This is a genomic window from Pseudomonas sp. H1h (assembly GCF_000633255.1).
Taxonomy (GTDB): Bacteria; Pseudomonadota; Gammaproteobacteria; order Pseudomonadales; family Pseudomonadaceae; genus Aquipseudomonas.
This window is the reverse complement of the sequence record NZ_AYMJ01000003.1, coordinates 74993-90762: the sequence shown is the minus strand read 5'-3', so window position 1 is coordinate 90762 and position 15770 is coordinate 74993. Positions and strand designations below refer to the sequence as shown.

General features: G+C 57.9%; 13 protein-coding genes and 4 tRNA genes. 3 read left to right on the top strand and 14 right to left on the bottom strand.

What is annotated here, in order from left to right; genetic code table 11:
* Positions 1-124: 124 nt before the first annotated feature.
* Positions 125-1021 (bottom strand): DUF2242 domain-containing protein, encoded by an 897-nt coding sequence (locus U862_RS0102345; protein WP_025108919.1) that lies wholly within the window; start codon positions 1019-1021, stop codon positions 125-127.
* Positions 1022-1113: 92 nt separating this feature from the next.
* Complete coding sequence (locus tag U862_RS0102340; protein ID WP_025108918.1) at positions 1114-2013, bottom strand: LysR family transcriptional regulator; 900 nt, start codon at positions 2011-2013, stop codon at positions 1114-1116.
* A gap of 120 nt (positions 2014-2133) precedes the next feature.
* On the opposite strand from U862_RS0102340, the gene U862_RS0102335 reads away from it, so the two are divergent.
* The gene (locus U862_RS0102335; protein WP_025108917.1) at positions 2134-3330 is read left to right on the top strand and encodes an MFS transporter; all 1197 of its coding nucleotides are present in this window, start codon (positions 2134-2136) and stop codon (positions 3328-3330) included.
* Positions 3331-3510: 180 nt separating this feature from the next.
* Here U862_RS0102335 and U862_RS0102330 read toward each other — a convergent pair whose 3' ends face one another.
* From U862_RS0102330 to U862_RS0102285, 10 genes are all read right to left on the bottom strand, one after another.
* Entirely contained in the window at positions 3511-5382 is a 1872-nt protein-coding gene (locus U862_RS0102330) for a SurA N-terminal domain-containing protein (protein ID WP_025108916.1), read from the bottom strand.
* 236 nt (positions 5383-5618) lie between these two features.
* Positions 5619-5891: an HU family DNA-binding protein gene (locus U862_RS29350; RefSeq protein WP_008077714.1), complete on the bottom strand. Its 273-nt coding sequence runs from the start codon at positions 5889-5891 to the stop codon at positions 5619-5621.
* A gap of 148 nt (positions 5892-6039) precedes the next feature.
* Positions 6040-8436 (bottom strand): endopeptidase La, encoded by a 2397-nt coding sequence (gene lon / locus U862_RS0102320; protein ID WP_025108914.1) that lies wholly within the window; start codon positions 8434-8436, stop codon positions 6040-6042.
* 163 nt (positions 8437-8599) lie between these two features.
* Positions 8600-9883, bottom strand: a complete 1284-nt coding sequence (gene clpX, locus U862_RS0102315) for an ATP-dependent Clp protease ATP-binding subunit ClpX (protein ID WP_003223632.1) — start codon at positions 9881-9883, stop codon at positions 8600-8602.
* 112 nt (positions 9884-9995) lie between these two features.
* Positions 9996-10631, bottom strand: coding sequence for an ATP-dependent Clp endopeptidase proteolytic subunit ClpP (gene clpP / locus U862_RS0102310; RefSeq protein WP_003223631.1), 636 nt, complete (start codon positions 10629-10631; stop codon positions 9996-9998).
* A 92-nt stretch (positions 10632-10723) separates the two neighbouring features.
* A complete protein-coding gene (tig, locus tag U862_RS0102305) occupies positions 10724-12034 on the bottom strand; it encodes a trigger factor (RefSeq protein ID WP_025108913.1) in 1311 nt (436 codons plus the stop codon).
* A 398-nt stretch (positions 12035-12432) separates the two neighbouring features.
* Positions 12433-12508, bottom strand: a tRNA-His gene (locus U862_RS0102300).
* A 76-nt stretch (positions 12509-12584) separates the two neighbouring features.
* Positions 12585-12669 (bottom strand) — tRNA-Leu (locus tag U862_RS0102295).
* A 56-nt stretch (positions 12670-12725) separates the two neighbouring features.
* Positions 12726-12801: transfer RNA gene (locus U862_RS0102290), tRNA-His, on the bottom strand.
* Between the two features lie 32 nt (positions 12802-12833).
* Positions 12834-12910 (bottom strand) — tRNA-Arg (locus tag U862_RS0102285).
* A 275-nt stretch (positions 12911-13185) separates the two neighbouring features.
* Here U862_RS0102285 and folD point away from each other — a divergent pair.
* The gene (folD, locus tag U862_RS0102280; RefSeq protein ID WP_025108912.1) at positions 13186-14040 is read left to right on the top strand and encodes a bifunctional methylenetetrahydrofolate dehydrogenase/methenyltetrahydrofolate cyclohydrolase FolD; all 855 of its coding nucleotides are present in this window, start codon (positions 13186-13188) and stop codon (positions 14038-14040) included.
* A 230-nt stretch (positions 14041-14270) separates the two neighbouring features.
* Positions 14271-15209: a D-alanyl-D-alanine endopeptidase gene (pbpG, locus tag U862_RS0102275; RefSeq protein WP_025108911.1), complete on the top strand. Its 939-nt coding sequence runs from the start codon at positions 14271-14273 to the stop codon at positions 15207-15209.
* Between the two features lie 53 nt (positions 15210-15262).
* Here pbpG and U862_RS0102270 read toward each other — a convergent pair whose 3' ends face one another.
* Positions 15263-15469 carry a hypothetical protein gene (locus tag U862_RS0102270; RefSeq protein ID WP_025108910.1) on the bottom strand — a complete coding sequence of 69 codons (207 nt, stop codon included), beginning with the start codon at positions 15467-15469 and terminating at the stop codon, positions 15263-15265.
* A gap of 12 nt (positions 15470-15481) precedes the next feature.
* Entirely contained in the window at positions 15482-15688 is a 207-nt protein-coding gene (locus U862_RS0102265) for a DUF6021 family protein (RefSeq protein WP_025108909.1), read from the bottom strand.
* Between the last annotated feature and the right edge of the window lie 82 nt (positions 15689-15770).

Genomic DNA, 15770 nt, shown 5'->3' with positions numbered 1-15770 from the left:
TGCAGAAACAACTGTGGGAGCGGGCTTGCTCGCGAAGGCGCAGTGCCAGTCAATGCCTATGTCGACTGATACAACGCTTTCGCGAGCAAGCCCGCTCCCACAGGGTTCGCAGCTTGTTGGCCGGTTACTGCATCGCAGGAATCGGCTCGGAGGGCGGCGGAATATTGCTCGGGTTGGCCGGCGGCGTGATCGTCTCGGTGGCCGGTGCAGGGTCTGCACTCGGCGCCGGAGTGATCGGCGCAGACTCGGCCGGCGGCACCACCGGCTCGGAACCCACCGGCGCCGGTGAAACCGGGGCTGGCGCGGGTGTCGCTGCCGGGGCTGCCGGTGTGATGGTCTGGGCTGGCTCGACAATCCCTGCCGGAGGTGGCGCGGGCGCTGTCTCTACTGCGGGCGCTGGTGTTGCAGGAGTTGTCGGCGCTACAGCGGCAGGCTTCGGCTCCGGCACACCCAGATCAGTCTTGGGCTTTTCTTCGATGTGCGCGGCTTTCTTCGCATCGGCCGGCAGGAACAGCTCAACCAGGGTGAAGAAACGCTCATAGAATTTCTGCGAGGTCACAGTCTCACTGGCAACCTTGACCATCGAGTCGTCCGAGGAGCCGATCGGCATCGACACCGAACCCAACACGCCGACCCCAAGGCTGGCGGAGTTGTTGGTCTTCTTCAACGCATAGCGGTCCTGCAAGGCGTTGGCGAACACCGTGGCATGGTGCTTGGCACTGCCGTCTTCGGCACACACTACGTTGAAGCTGATTTCCAGGTGGGTTTCACCGGTCTGCTGGAAGCTCTTGTGGCCACTGACCAGTTTCGGGTCACTGCTGGTGATGATGTAGCCCTGGCTGAGCAGCGCACGACGGGCCGCCTCGCAACTGGCGACATCGGCCACCGGGTAATTGCGAGAATACGTACCGGAATCGTCGAAATTCTCATGCTCATAGATCGGCTTGTCTTTCGAACAGCCGGCAACAGCGGTCAACAACAGCGCCAACCCAACGACACGCATGGGAGTTGAAATCAACATTAAACATCCTGAGGGAAAACGGTCCGGGGCGTATTGTGCTACATATCGCGGCCCCGCGGCGTATGGATTAGTGTCTTAAAACAGTTACAACTTTACCGATGATGAGCGTCTGGAAAAAGCCGCACCGATAAATGATCGATGAATACCCGCAATTTGGCGGTTGCATGGCGGCTTGAAGGCCACAACACCCAGAACTGACCGACATGTTGCAGATGCTCATCGAGGACTCGTTGCAGGCGTCCTTGCGCCACCGCCTCGTGGGTCATGAAGTCCGGCAGGCAGGCGATGCCCATCCCGGCGAGGGCGGCATGGCTGACGGCTTCGATGGAGGTACTGACCAGCCGCGTCGGCAAACTCGGCTCAGGCACGCCCTCCTCGCGGATCAACGGCCAAGGCTCCAGCTTGCCGGTGGCGTGGAAGGTATGCCGCAGGCAGGCATGCTCTGCCAGATCGGCAGGTGCCTGCGGTACACCGCGCTGCTGCAGATACGACGGACTTGCCACCAGCACCATGTGAAATTCACCCAGGGGCCGTGCCATCAACCGTGAATCCCGCGGTTTGCCGGTACGGATCACCGCATCGAAGCCCTCCTCGACCACGTCGACCATACGATCGGTGAGGTCCAGATCCAGCTCGATCTGCGGGTACAACGCCATGAACGCGTTCATCACCGGCATCACCAGTCCGTGCACCTGCGGCAGGCTGATGCGCAGCTTGCCATGCGGCTGTGATGCCGAATTGCACAGCTCGAACTCGGCCGCCTCCACCTCGGCGAGAATTTTGCGACAGCGCTCCAGGAACAGCGCGCCTTCGCTGGTCAGCGTGATACTGCGAGTGGTGCGATGGAACAGCCGTACGCCGAGTCGCGCTTCGAGCCGCGCAATACTCTTGCCGACCGCCGAAGACGAGACCCCCTGCAACCGCCCGGCCTCGGTAAAACTGCGGGTTTCGGCGACCTGCACAAACATCGAAATACTGCCCAGGCTGTCCATCCCGATCCTCCCATTCACGACACTTGTGTCCGATATGTTCGGAACCGTAACCCATTTTTCTCTAATGCGCAGCGCCCTAGCCTATGGCCTTCACCCTCTTGGGCAAATGGACGCTGACTCATGAACGATGCACAACTGACCTCCGCAGACCTCACCCAGCCGGCCGAGGCACGCGAACGATTACCCCTTGGCGCCCTGCTGGCCCTGGCCACCGCCGGCTTCATCACGGTGCTGACCGAAGCCATGCCCGCCGGCCTGTTGCCACAAATGAGCGCGGGCCTGAATGTCTCACAGGCGCTGATCGGGCAACTGGTAACGCTGTATGCCATCGGCTCGATGCTGGCGGCCATCCCGCTGACCATCGCCACCCGAGGCTGGCGTCGTCGACCATTGCTGTTGTCAGCCATCGGCGGGTTTGCCATCGCCAACAGCATCACCGCCCTGTCGGAGCTGTACTGGTTGACGTTGATCGCACGCTTGCTCGCCGGGGTCTTTGCCGGACTGTTGTGGGCGCTGCTGGCAGGCTATGCGAGCCGCATGGTTGCCCCCCACCTGCAAGGCCGGGCGATCACCGTCGCCATGCTGGGCGCGCCGCTTGCACTGTCGCTGGGCATACCGGCCGGCACGCTGCTCGGCACCCTGGTGGGCTGGCGCCTGAGCTTCGCCATCATGACCGCACTGACGCTACTGCTGGTGATCTGGGTGCGTTTGCAAGTGCCGGATTTCGCCGGCGAACGCACAGGAAAACGCCTGCCCTTGCGTCAGGTCTTTACCCTGCCCGGCGTGCGCTCAGTGCTGTTCGTAACCCTGTCCTACGTGGTCGCCCACAACCTGCTGTACACCTACATCGCACCGTTCCTGCAACCATCGGGACTGGGTAGTGATATCGATCGGGTGTTGCTGGTGTTCGGTCTGGCCTCGGTGCTGAGTCTGTGGATCGTCGGCAGCCTGATCGATCGCTGGCTGCGCGAACTGGTGCTGATCAGCACGGTGCTGTTCATGCTCTCGGCCATCGCCCTCGGCCTGTGGCGTGAATCGGCGTCAGTGGTCTACAGCGCGGTCGCCGTGTGGGGCCTGGCATTCGGCGCGATGCCCTCCCTGCTGCAGACTGCCTCGGCAAAATCCGCTGGAGAGGCTGCCGATACGGCGCAATCGATGCTGGTGACGCTGTGGAATGTCGGGATTGCCGGGGGTGGGCTGGCGGGTGGTTTGCTGCTGGGGAATCTGGGAGTTGGGGGCTTTCCGTGGATTGTGGTGGGGCTGCTGGTTTTGACCTTGGGTGCGGCAGTCAGGGCGCGGGGGCATGGGTTTGCTTGATTGGGATTGTGAGGGGGTGGGTGGCTGCCAGGCCGCCTTCGCGAGCAGGCTCGCTCCCACAGGGCGATTGGGTTTGTTCAGTGGGGGAATGGTCGGCTGGGCCGCCACGACCAAAAAACCAGGCCAAAAAAAAGCCCCGACCATCAGATCGGGGCTTTCCTGTCACGACTCAGTCAAACATCAATACCGCTTGATGTCCGCCTGACTTTCCAACTGCTTGCGGAACGCCGCAAAGTCCTGCTGCCCTTCACGAGAAGCAAGGAAGCGACGGTACTGCGCCTTCTCTTCATCAGTCGGCGCCACCGCTTCGTTCACGCCATTGAGGCGCACGATCATCAGACTGCCGTCCTGCAACGTCACGCTGCTGAAAGTCGGCTTGTCCTTGGACACTGGTTTCGGCATACGGAACAGCGCCTGCAGCACAGTCGGGTCAACCCCTTCCTGAGCACGAGTCGCCGCAGCAACAACCTTCCAGTTCTGACCATCAACCGCTTTGTCCAGAGGAGTCTTGCCATCGCGCAGGCTGGCAATCAACTGATCAGCCTTGGTCTTGGCAGCAGCGCTGGCGTGCTCTTTGGTCAGTTGGGCACGGATTGCCGTGTTCACGGCTTCCAGCGGCAACTGCTCAGGCTTCAGGTGTTCCTTGGCGCGCAGCACAACCACGGTTTCCGGATCCAGCTCAATGCCGGTGCTGTTGGCGTTTTCTTCCAGCACTTCCTGGCTGAAGGCAGCCGCCACCACAGCACGGTTGGCCGCGATACCCTCGCCACCTTCACGGCCGAACGGCTTGGAAGTGTGCACGGTCAGTTTCAGATCAGCCGCTGGCTGAGCCAGGTCAGATGCTTCGAACGCCGAATCTTCCAGTTGCTTGGTCGCCTCGACGAAACGCTGCTCAACCTGTTGGGTCTTCAGCTCGCGGGTCAGCTTGTCTTTCAGGCTGGCCAGGGTCGGCACTTCAGGCGCTTCAACACCCAGCAGCTTGATCAGGTGATAACCGAAGTCGGTACGCACCGGCTCGGACACCTGGTCCTTGTTCAGCGAGTACAGGGCTTTTTCGAAGGCTGGATCGTAGACGCCAGGACCTGCGAAACCGAGGTCACCGCCATTGTTGGCCGAACCCGGATCCTGCGAGAACTCCTTGGCCAGCGCTTCGAATTTCTCGCCCTTGGCCAGACGCGCCTGGACTTCTTCGATCTTCGCCTTGGCCTGAGCATCGGTGGTCTTGTCGTTGACTTCGATCAGGATGTGCGCCGCGTGACGCTGTTCCGACAGATTGGCAATCTCTTTCTGATACGCCGCCTGCAGGTCCTCGTCCTTCACGGCAACCTGGTCGAAGAACGAAGACTTCTTCAGCTCGACGTAATCGACAACCACCTGTTCAGGGGTCATGAATTCCTTGGCGTGCTCGTCGTAGTAAGCCTTGACCTCATCGTCGGTCAGCTTGACTGCGGCAGGGTCGGCCTTGACGTTCAGCGAGGCGAAATCGCGGGTCTGTTTTTCCAGACGGGCAAAGGCCAGCACTTCGGCGTCGGTGACGAAACCGCTGCCAGCCACACCGGCACGCAACTGACCGATCAGCATTTCCTGAGCCAGCATCTGGCGGAATTGCATGCGGGTATAGCCCAGTTGACGGATCACCTGGTCGAAGCGCTCGGAGCTGAACTTGCCGTCCACCTGGAATTCAGGGGTCTGCAGGATCACCTGGTCCAGTGCACCTTCGGAGAAAGCGAATTTCGACTGTTCTGCGCCTTGCAGCAGCAGCTTGCGATCGATCAGACCCTTGAGGGCCGATTCGCGGAGCATTTTTTCGTCAAGCAAGGAAGCATCGAAGTCCTTGCCCAGCTGTTGCATCAGCTGACGGCGTTGCATGTCAACGGCCTGGCTCAGCTCGTTCTGGCTGATTTCTTCACCATTGACCTTGGCCGCATCGTTGGTGTGCGTGGTGGCCTTGAAAATGGCATCGAAACCGGTCAAAGCCATCAGTGCAACGATGACCCCGATAATGGTCTTGGCAATCCAGCCTTGTGAATTGTCCCTGATATTCTGCAGCATGCGTCCCCCAGAAACGGTTGAACTTCAAAAATTTGGCAACCGTGGAGCGTGGGTAGAATCCGGATAGAAGAAAGGCGCATCCGAGGATGCGCCTTCTCGTAACTGGCGGAGCGGACAGGGCTCGAACCCTCGATCCCGGCGTTACAGGCCACTGCTTCAGCGACCTGCTCTACCGCTCCGCTGCCAAGTCAGGCATGACCCCGACCCGGATGGGTAAAAACCTGAAACAAACTAACTTAGTTAACCGCTTCTTTCAGTGCTTTACCGGCTTTGAAACCTGGCTTTTTAGCAGCAGCGATTTGCAGCGTCTTGCCGGTCTGTGGGTTACGACCAACGCGAGCTGGACGATCAGTCACGGAGAAAGTGCCGAAACCAACCAGAACAACGGAGTCGCCAGCCTTGAGAGCGCCAGTGACGGATTCGATTACAGCGTCCAGCGCACGGCCAGCAGCAGCTTTCGGGATATCAGCGGATGCAGCGATAGCATCAATCAGTTCCGACTTGTTCACTCTAAGTCCCCTTATATCTATTTTGAGATGATTCTAAGTTTTTTGGTGAAAGCAAAAACGAGTGCTGAATGGCCTACAGACACTTAAGAGCCGCTTTATAACAAGGGCTCTAAAAAGCTGTCAAGGAAGCCCCCCAGGCAAAAACGTATTAATGCGTGCTAATTCTTTCCTTTGAATCAGACTCACGTTTTTCGTCCTTGGAAACTATCTCCGGAGCCACATCCGGCAAGGGCTCCGGCGCGTATTGCAGCGCAATTTGCAGGACCTCGTCAATCCATTTAACCGGTTTAATCTGCAGATCCTGCTTGATATTGTCAGGAATCTCCTTCAGATCACGCACGTTCTCTTCCGGAATAATCACAATCTTGATTCCGCCACGGTGAGCCGCGAGCAGTTTTTCCTTCAGACCACCAATCGCCAGCACCTGACCACGCAGGGTGATCTCGCCGGTCATGGCGACATCGGCGCGTACCGGAATCCCGGTCAATGCCGAAACCAGTGCCGTGCACATGCCCACACCGGCGCTAGGACCGTCTTTCGGGGTCGCCCCTTCCGGCATGTGGATGTGCGTGTCGCGCTTCTCGTGGAAGTCCACCGGAATGCCCAGACTCTTGGCGCGACTGCGCACCACCGTCAGGGCTGCGGTGATCGATTCGACCATTACATCGCCCAGCGAACCGGTCTTGATCAGTTGGCCTTTACCCGGCACGACGGCGGCTTCGATCGTCAGCAGTTCGCCGCCCACCTGAGTCCAGGCGAGGCCGGTGACCTGACCGATCTGGTCCTGCTGCTCAGCCAGACCATAGCGAAACTTACGCACACCGAGGAAGTGTTCCAGCGCATCAGCTGTCACTTTCACCGAGAAGCGTTTTTCCAGCGCATGCTCTTTGACGGCCTTGCGGCAGACCTTGGCAATCTGCCGCTCAAGGCCACGCACACCGGCTTCACGGGTGTAGTAACGGATGATGTCGCGGATGGCTTCTTCGTCGAATTCCAGCTCGCCTTTCTTCAGACCGTTGGCGGTGATCTGCTTAGGCGACAGGTACTTGACGGCGATGTTGATCTTTTCGTCTTCGGTGTAGCCCGGCAGACGAATCACTTCCATCCGGTCCAGCAGTGCTGGCGGGATGTTCATCGAGTTCGAGGTGCACAGGAACATCACGTCGGACAGGTCGTAATCGACTTCCAGATAGTGATCGTTGAAGTTGTGGTTCTGCTCTGGATCGAGCACTTCCAGCAACGCCGACGCCGGGTCGCCACGCATGTCGCTGCCCATTTTGTCGATTTCATCGAGCAGGAACAGCGGGTTGCGTACACCCACCTTTGTCATCTTTTGAATCAATCTTCCCGGCATCGAACCGATGTAGGTTCGGCGGTGACCACGAATTTCCGCCTCGTCACGTACACCACCAAGGGCCATGCGCACGAATTTACGGTTGGTGGCATGGGCGATCGACTCCGCGAGCGAGGTTTTACCCACGCCAGGAGGACCCACCAGGCACAATACCGGGCCACGGATCTTCTTCACACGCTTCTGCACGGCGAGGTATTCAAGGATGCGCTCCTTGACCTCTTCGAGACCGTAGTGATCGGCATCAAGAATGTCTTCAGCACGCGCCAGGTCGAGGCGTACCTTGCTTTGCGCCTTCCACGGCACCTGCACCAGCCAGTCGATGTAGGAGCGCACCACGGTGGCTTCAGCGGACATCGGCGACATTTGCTTGAGCTTGTTCAGCTCGGCAGTGGCCTTGGCCAGGGCATCTTTTGGCAAGCCGGCAGCATCGATGCGCTTTTTCAGCTCTTCGATTTCGTTGTGACCTTCGTCACCGTCGCCCAGCTCCTTCTGAATGGCCTTCATCTGCTCATTCAGGTAGTACTCGCGCTGGCTGCGCTCCATTTGCTTTTTGACGCGGCCGCGAATGCGTTTTTCAACTTGCAGCAGATCGATCTCGGCATCCAGCAAGGCGAGCACGTGCTCGACCCGGGCCGACAGATCGATGATTTCGAGGATTTCCTGCTTCTGCTCGATTTTCAGCGCCATGTGCGCGGCCATGGTGTCGACCAGGCGGCCAGGCTCATCGATGCTGTTGAGCGACGACAGGACTTCAGCCGGGACTTTCTTGCCCAACTGAACGTATTGTTCGAACTGCGACAGCAGGCTGCGCACGAACACTTCCGACTCGCGCTCGGCAGCGTCGACTTCGTCGATCAGCGAGACCTCGGCGCGGCAGTGCCCGTCGACTTCGCTGAAGCGCTCTACAGCCCCACGCTGCTCACCTTCGACCAGAACCTTGACGGTGCCGTCCGGCAGTTTCAGCAACTGCAGTACGGTGGCGATTGTACCTACGCGATAGAGAGCGTCTTCACCGGGATCATCGTCAGCCGGGTTTCTCTGGGCCAGCAGCAGGATCTGCTTGTCGCCCGTCATCGCGGCCTCGAGGGCTTCGATGGATTTCTCGCGCCCCACGAACAGCGGGATAACCATGTGCGGATAAACCACGACATCACGCAATGGCAGGAGAGGCAATTCGATGGTTGTCTTCATGATTTCGCCTCTACGGCGGCCATATGGCCGTAATCAGATGGAATTAAGCTTGAAACCAAGATGGGGGCTGCCTTGAAAAAAAACAAGCGCAAAGCGGATGTAAAAAACGACATAAAAAAAAAGAGGCCCGAAGGCCCCTTCTTTGTTCCGGCAGTGTGAACGCTTACGCGTCCGGCGCTGCCTTGGCCGTCGGCTCACTGTTTTCGTAGATATACAGTGGCTTGGACTTGCCTTCGATCACGCTTTCATCGATGACGACTTTGCTCACCTCGGACTGCGAGGGGATTTCGTACATTGTGTCGAGCAGCACACCTTCGAGAATCGAACGCAACCCACGGGCACCGGTTTTACGTTCCAGGGCACGCTTGGCGACCGATTTCAGTGCGTCGGTCCGGAACTCCAGATCCACGCCTTCCATCTCGAACAGCTTGGCATACTGCTTGGTCAGAGCATTTTTCGGCTCGGTGAGGATCTGCATCAGCGCAGCCTCGTCAAGCTCGTCCAGCGTTGCGAGGACCGGCAGACGACCGACGAATTCCGGGATCAGACCGAACTTGACCAGATCGTCAGGCTCGACTTCACGCAGGGATTCACCGACTTTCTTGCCTTCTTCCTTGCTGCGCACTTCTGCGTTGAAACCGATGCCGCCCTTGGTGGAACGGTTTTGAATAACCTTTTCCAGACCAGAGAACGCACCACCGCAGATGAACAGGATGTTACGGGTGTCGACCTGCAGGAATTCCTGCTGCGGATGCTTGCGGCCACCTTGCGGCGGAACGGAAGCGACCGTGCCTTCGATCAACTTCAGCAAGGCCTGCTGCACGCCTTCACCGGAAACATCGCGGGTGATCGACGGGTTGTCGGACTTGCGGGAAATCTTGTCGATTTCATCGATGTAGACAATGCCCATCTGGGCTTTTTCCACGTCGTAATCGCACTTTTGCAGCAGTTTCTGAATGATGTTCTCGACATCTTCACCTACGTAACCGGCCTCGGTGAGGGTGGTTGCGTCGGCAATGGTGAACGGAACGTTCAGCAGGCGGGCCAGTGTTTCGGCCAGCAAGGTCTTACCCGAGCCTGTCGGGCCGATCAGCAGGATGTTGCTCTTGCCGAGTTCGACGTCGTCAGCCTTTTTGTCACGCTGGTTCAGACGCTTGTAGTGGTTGTACACCGCTACGGCCAGAACCTTTTTCGCACGTTCCTGACCGATTACGTACTGGTCAAGGATGCCGCTGATTTCTTTAGGCGAAGGCAATTTATGCGCGCTGCTTTCGGCCTGTGCTTCCTGCACCTCCTCGCGGATGATGTCGTTGCACAGGTCGACGCACTCGTCGCAGATAAAGACCGAGGGGCCGGCAATCAATTTGCGCACTTCATGCTGGCTTTTGCCACAGAAGGAGCAATAGAGCAGCTTGCCGTTGTCCTCGCCGTTGCGGGTGTCAGTCATTCGTTCGATCCAAATCCGATAGGCTTGCAACACAAGATGAAGGCTATTGCGGGCTTTTTCAAGCCCGCTGGTGGTCGGACCTGCCGACCAACCTTATTTTGAGCTGCTTATTTTACGCGGGACGCTGGCTGATGACTTCGTCGATCAGGCCGTATTCCTTCGCAGCTTCTGCACTCATGAAGTTGTCGCGATTGGTGTCGCGTTCGATTTCTTCAAGCGTACGACCGCTGTGCTTGGCCATCAGCGTGTTGAGGCGCTCGCGGATGAAGAGGATTTCCTTGGCATGGATTTCGATGTCCGATGCCTGGCCCTGGAAACCGCCCAGTGGCTGGTGAATCATCACGCGCGAGTTCGGCAGGCAGAAACGCTTGCCGGGAGCACCGGCCGTCAGCAGGAATGCACCCATGCTGCAGGCCTGACCAATGCAGGTCGTCGATACGTTTGGCTTGATGAACTGCATGGTGTCGTAGATCGACATGCCCGCTGTCACCGAACCGCCTGGGGAGTTGATGTAAAGATGGATGTCCTTGTCCGGGTTTTCCGCTTCAAGGAACAGCAATTGCGCACAGATCAGGTTGGCCATGTAGTCCTCTACAGGACCCACCAGAAAGATTACGCGCTCCTTCAGAAGGCGCGAGTAGATGTCATAGGCGCGCTCGCCACGAGCAGATTGCTCGACAACCATCGGGACCAGGCCGCCTGCGGCCTGGATATCAGAGTTCTGCTGAATATACGAATTACGGAACATGCTCTGCAGTCACTCCCAAATAGTTATGTCTTGAATACGCATAAGCCAGCTCGAAGGCTGGCTTATGTGTGTACTTCTTAACGCAAAAACAATCAGTCGGCTTTTGGAGCTTCTACCGGCTTGACCGCTTCTTCGTAAGAGACCGATTTGTCGGTCACGCTAGCTTTCTGCAGAACAGTATCCACAACTTGTTCTTCCAGCACAACCGAACGAACTTCGTTCAGTTGCTGCTCGTTCTTGTAGTACCAGGACACGACCTGCTCAGGCTCTTGATAAGCCGAAGCCATTTCCTGAATCATTTCACGAACGCGGGCTTCGTCAGGCTTCAGGTCGAATTGCTTGACCACTTCAGCCACGATCAGACCCAGCACTACACGGCGCTTGGCTTGCTCTTCGAACAGCTCGGCCGGCAGTTGGTCAGGCTTGATGTTGCCACCGAACTGCTGAACAGCCTGCACGCGCAGACGGTCAACTTCGTTGGACAGCAGAGCCTTCGGCACTTCGATCGGGTTGGTGGCCAGCAGACCGTCCATCACCTGATTTTTGACCTTGGACTTGATGGCCTGACGCAGTTCACGCTCCATGTTCTTGCGAACTTCGGTGCGGAAACCGTCGATGCCGCTTTCCTTGATGCCGAATTGAGCGAAGAACTCTTCGTTCAGCTCAGGCAGTTTAGGCTCGGAAACGGTGTTGACCGTCACGGTGAACTCGGCGGTTTTGCCAGCCAGGTCCAGGTTCTGATAGTCCTCTGGGAAGGTCAGGTTCAGAACGCGCTCTTCGCCCGCTTTAGCGCCAACCAGGCCTTCTTCGAAGCCCGGGATCATGCGACCGGAACCCAGCACCAGCTGAGTGCCTTTGGCGGAGCCGCCAGCGAATGCTTCGCCGTCAACCTTGCCAACGAAATCGATGTTCAGCTGGTCTTCGTTCTGAGCAGCGCGATCGGCCACTTCGAAACGGGTGTTCTGCTTGCGCAGAATGTCCAGCATCTTGTCCAGATCAGCGTCAGCCACGTCAGCGCTCAGGCGCTCGACAGTGATGCCGTCGAAACCGGCAACGGTGAACTCAGGGAACACTTCGAATACGGCTACGTATTCCAGGTCCTTGCCTGCTTCCAGCGATTTTGGTTCGATCGAAGGCGAACCGGCCGGGTTCAGCTTCTGCTCAACCACAGCTTCGTAGAAGGACGACTGGATGACATCACCAACAGCTTCCTGACGAGCGTCAGCACCGAAACGGCGCTTGATTTCGCTCATTGGCACTTTGCCTGGACGGAAGCCAGCAATCTTGGCCTTTTGGGCAGTCTGCTGCAGACGCTTGTTGACCTGGCTCTCAATACGCTCAGCCGGCACGGTGACGCTCATGCGGCGCTCAAGAGCAGTAGTATTTTCAACAGAAACTTGCATGGATATTCCTCGTTGCACAGACGTAAGCCGGCCGTTTCCGACCCCAGAATCAAGGGCATGCATTCTAGTGGGTCAAACTCAAGAAGTCACCCTACTGAAAACGGGTAAAAAAACAGCAGGCCATTTATAGGTGTGAATGCATCAATGCACCCCACCCCGAAGACGAATAAAGATCATCACGCCAGGGCTCTGCTTCAACCGCTTCTATATATAGAAGCATTGCGCGCCATCTCCCTGACGGCCGATCCCGTGAACATGGCCGGCGGTCGGCACGATAATCCCAGGCCCACGAACACGACGAAACGCCCTGCCCTTGCGGCCCGAAACCTGCGCAACCCAACCACAAGCCGTAAAACAAAAAAGGCGCCAGACTGTTAAATCTGGCGCCTTTCGAAATATGGGGTGGACGATGGGGATCGAACCCACGACAACGGGAGTCACAATCCCGTGCTCTACCAACTGAGCTACGCCCACCATATTGCATTGCAAAAAAGCCTTTCGACTTGCTTGCGGAACTTCATCAGGCCTGCGGCATGAATGAAGCTTTAATTGGTGCGGATGAAGAGACTCGAACTCTTACGCCTCGCGGCGCTGGAACCTAAATCCAGTGTGTCTACCAATTCCACCACATCCGCAGATGAAGCTTTAAAGCAAAGGCGCCAGACTGTTACATCTGGCGCCTTTCGAAATATGGGGTGGACGATGGGGATCGAACCCACGACAACGGGAGTCACAATCCCGTGCTCTACCAACTGAGCTACGCCCACCATATCGCGTTACTTGTGCCAAAGCTGCCTAATGGCGCACCCGGCAGGACTCGAACCTGCGACCATCCGCTTAGAAGGCGGATGCTCTATCCAGCTGAGCTACGGGCGCCTTATTAATCTGTACCCTTGAAGGACTACAAACTAAATGCTTTCCAGTCTTGCAGAACGTTAATTCCGCTCGACCTTCTTAACCAGTGCTAGGCTGTGCCCGACAAGTGCGACGAATAGTATAGAGCGCTCCCAAGGTCGTCAAATCCTTTTTGAAAAAAATTCATTTAATTAAAGGAGTTAGGGGAATTTGCTGACCAAGCGCCTTTGCCCTCACCGCCTGACATGCGAGAATGCGTTCTCTTTTTTTCCCCTCTCGATGGTTAATCACGCGCAATGACTGCACAACTAATCGACGGCAAATCGATCGCCGCCAGCCTGCGCCAGCAGATCGCCAAACGAGTTGCCGAGCGTCGCCAGCAAGGCCTGCGCACTCCCGGCCTCGCGGTGATCCTGGTCGGCAGCGATCCTGCCTCTCAGGTTTATGTCTCGCACAAGCGTAAAGACTGTGAGGAGGTTGGCTTCCTCTCTCAAGCCTACGACCTGCCTTGCGAAACCACTCAAGAAGCGCTGACCGATCTGATCGATCGCCTCAATGACGACCCGGCCATCGACGGCGTGCTGCTGCAACTGCCGCTGCCCGAGCATCTGGACGCCTCCAAACTGCTGGAACGCATCCGCCCGGACAAAGACGTCGACGGCTTCCATCCTTATAACGTCGGTCGCCTGGCCCAGCGTATCCCGCTGCTGCGCCCCTGCACCCCGAAAGGCATCATGACCTTGCTGGAAAGCACGGGCGTGGACCTTTACGGCCTGGACGCGGTGGTGGTTGGCGCGTCCAACATCGTCGGTCGTCCGATGGCGATGGAACTGCTGCTGGCCGGTTGCACCGTGACCGTCACGCACCGTTTTACCAAGGATCTGGCCGGCCACGTCGGCCGCGCTGATCTGGTGGTCGTGGCCGCCGGCAAGCCGGGCCTGGTCAAGGGCGAGTGGATCAAGGAAGGCGCGATCGTGATCGACGTCGGCATCAACCGTCAGGACGACGGCAAGCTGGTCGGTGACGTGGTGTACGAAACCGCCCTGCCTCGCGCCGGCTGGATCACTCCGGTTCCGGGCGGCGTTGGCCCGATGACCCGTGCCTGCCTGCTGGAAAATACCCTCTACGCAGCAGAAACCCTGCACGCCTGAGGCAAATTTTCAGCAGTAAAAGAACCCCGCCTTGTGCGGGGTTTTTTGTATCTGAGAAAAAACACTAACCGTTCGCCGGAAACCCCTCTTTTTACAGGCGTTTTCACGAGATTTTCAGCTCATTCAAACAACCATCGACAGTTCTTCAGCCATACTCCTAAAATGCGCCGTTTCTAAGAAATAACCCGTTACAAACTAACGGAATATCCAACCTTTATGAGTTCGCCCGCGTGAAAATTCGTCTTTCGATCCTGAGCCTGGTTTTTGCTGTTTCAGGCACATTCGTCACGCCAACCGTCAACGCCGCTGAAACCACCGCCGCGCCTCGCGATGCCTCGCAACTGAAGATCGCCTCCGGCAGCGCCCTGCTTATGGATTTGCAGACCAATAAAGTCATCTATTCGAGCAACCCGGACGTGATCGTGCCGATCGCCTCGGTGAGCAAACTGATGACTGGACTGGTCGTGGTTGAAGCGCACCAGAACATGGACGAATGGATCGACGTCGACATCAGTCACACCCCGGAAATGAAAGGTGTGTTCTCCCGAGTCAAACTGAAGAGCGAACTGCCGCGCCGAGAGATGCTGCTGATCGCCCTGATGTCCTCGGAAAACCGCGCGGCCGCCAGCCTGGCCCACCACTATCCGGGTGGCTATGCCGCGTTCATCGCAGCAATGAACGCCAAGGCCAAGGCGCTGGGCATGACCAACACGCACTACGTTGAGCCAACGGGTCTGTCCGAGCGCAACGTCTCTACAGCCCGCGACCTGAGCAAATTGCTGGTGGCCGCGAGCAAGCACCCTATCCTCAGTGAGCTGACCACCACCAAGGAAAAAACCGTGTCGTTCCGCAAACCCAATTACACCCTGGGTTTCCGCAACACCGATCACCTGGTGAACAAGGCCGACTGGGACATCAAGATCACTAAAACCGGCTTCACCAACCCGGCCGGTCATTGCCTGGTGCTAGTGACCCGGATGGGCAACCGCCCAGTCGCGCTGGTGATTCTCGATGCGTTTGGCAAGTACACCCATTTCGCCGACGCGAGCCGCATCCGCAGCTGGATGGAAACCGGACGCAGCACCAGCGTCCCGGCAGTAGCGCAGCAATATAAGGCCGAGAAAAACCTCAAGGGACGCCAGAGCGGCGTGGTCGAAGCCTCCAAGTAATTCGCGAAACAATAAAAAGCCCCGACATGTCGGGGCTTTTTATTGCCTGCACATCAGTCATTGGGCAGCGGCATCTGCTCGTCATCGGGAATGCCATCGCCGGCACTCGGATCACGATGATGCACAGGCGTCAGCACATTAGGCCGAGCCAACGGATCACGCAGCGGGCTGTCCGGGTCCAGCACCGGGTCCACCTCCTCTTCAGGCGTGGTCGGCAGACTGTCCGGATGTTTATCGTCGAAGCTGGAATCGGTACTCATACGCACCTCACTTCAGGGTTTCAGATCGGCTAACGGGTCATACGGTTTGGCCGGGCGCTTGCTGCCTTCGTCGGATTGCACGTCTTTCGGTGCCTTGGCCGGGCCGACCGGGTCTACCTGGGGATCGTCGAGGTCCGGCGAATCCGGATCGAAGCCCAGCTCATGACCGGAGGAATGCTCGCTTGAGTGTGGGCCTTTCGGGGATGGGGAATCTGCCATGCTCGCCTCCTGATTCACCCGCGCATTCGGGCTCTATCAATAAGAGGCCTGCCGGGCGTGAGGGTGCCCGGCAGATGACGAA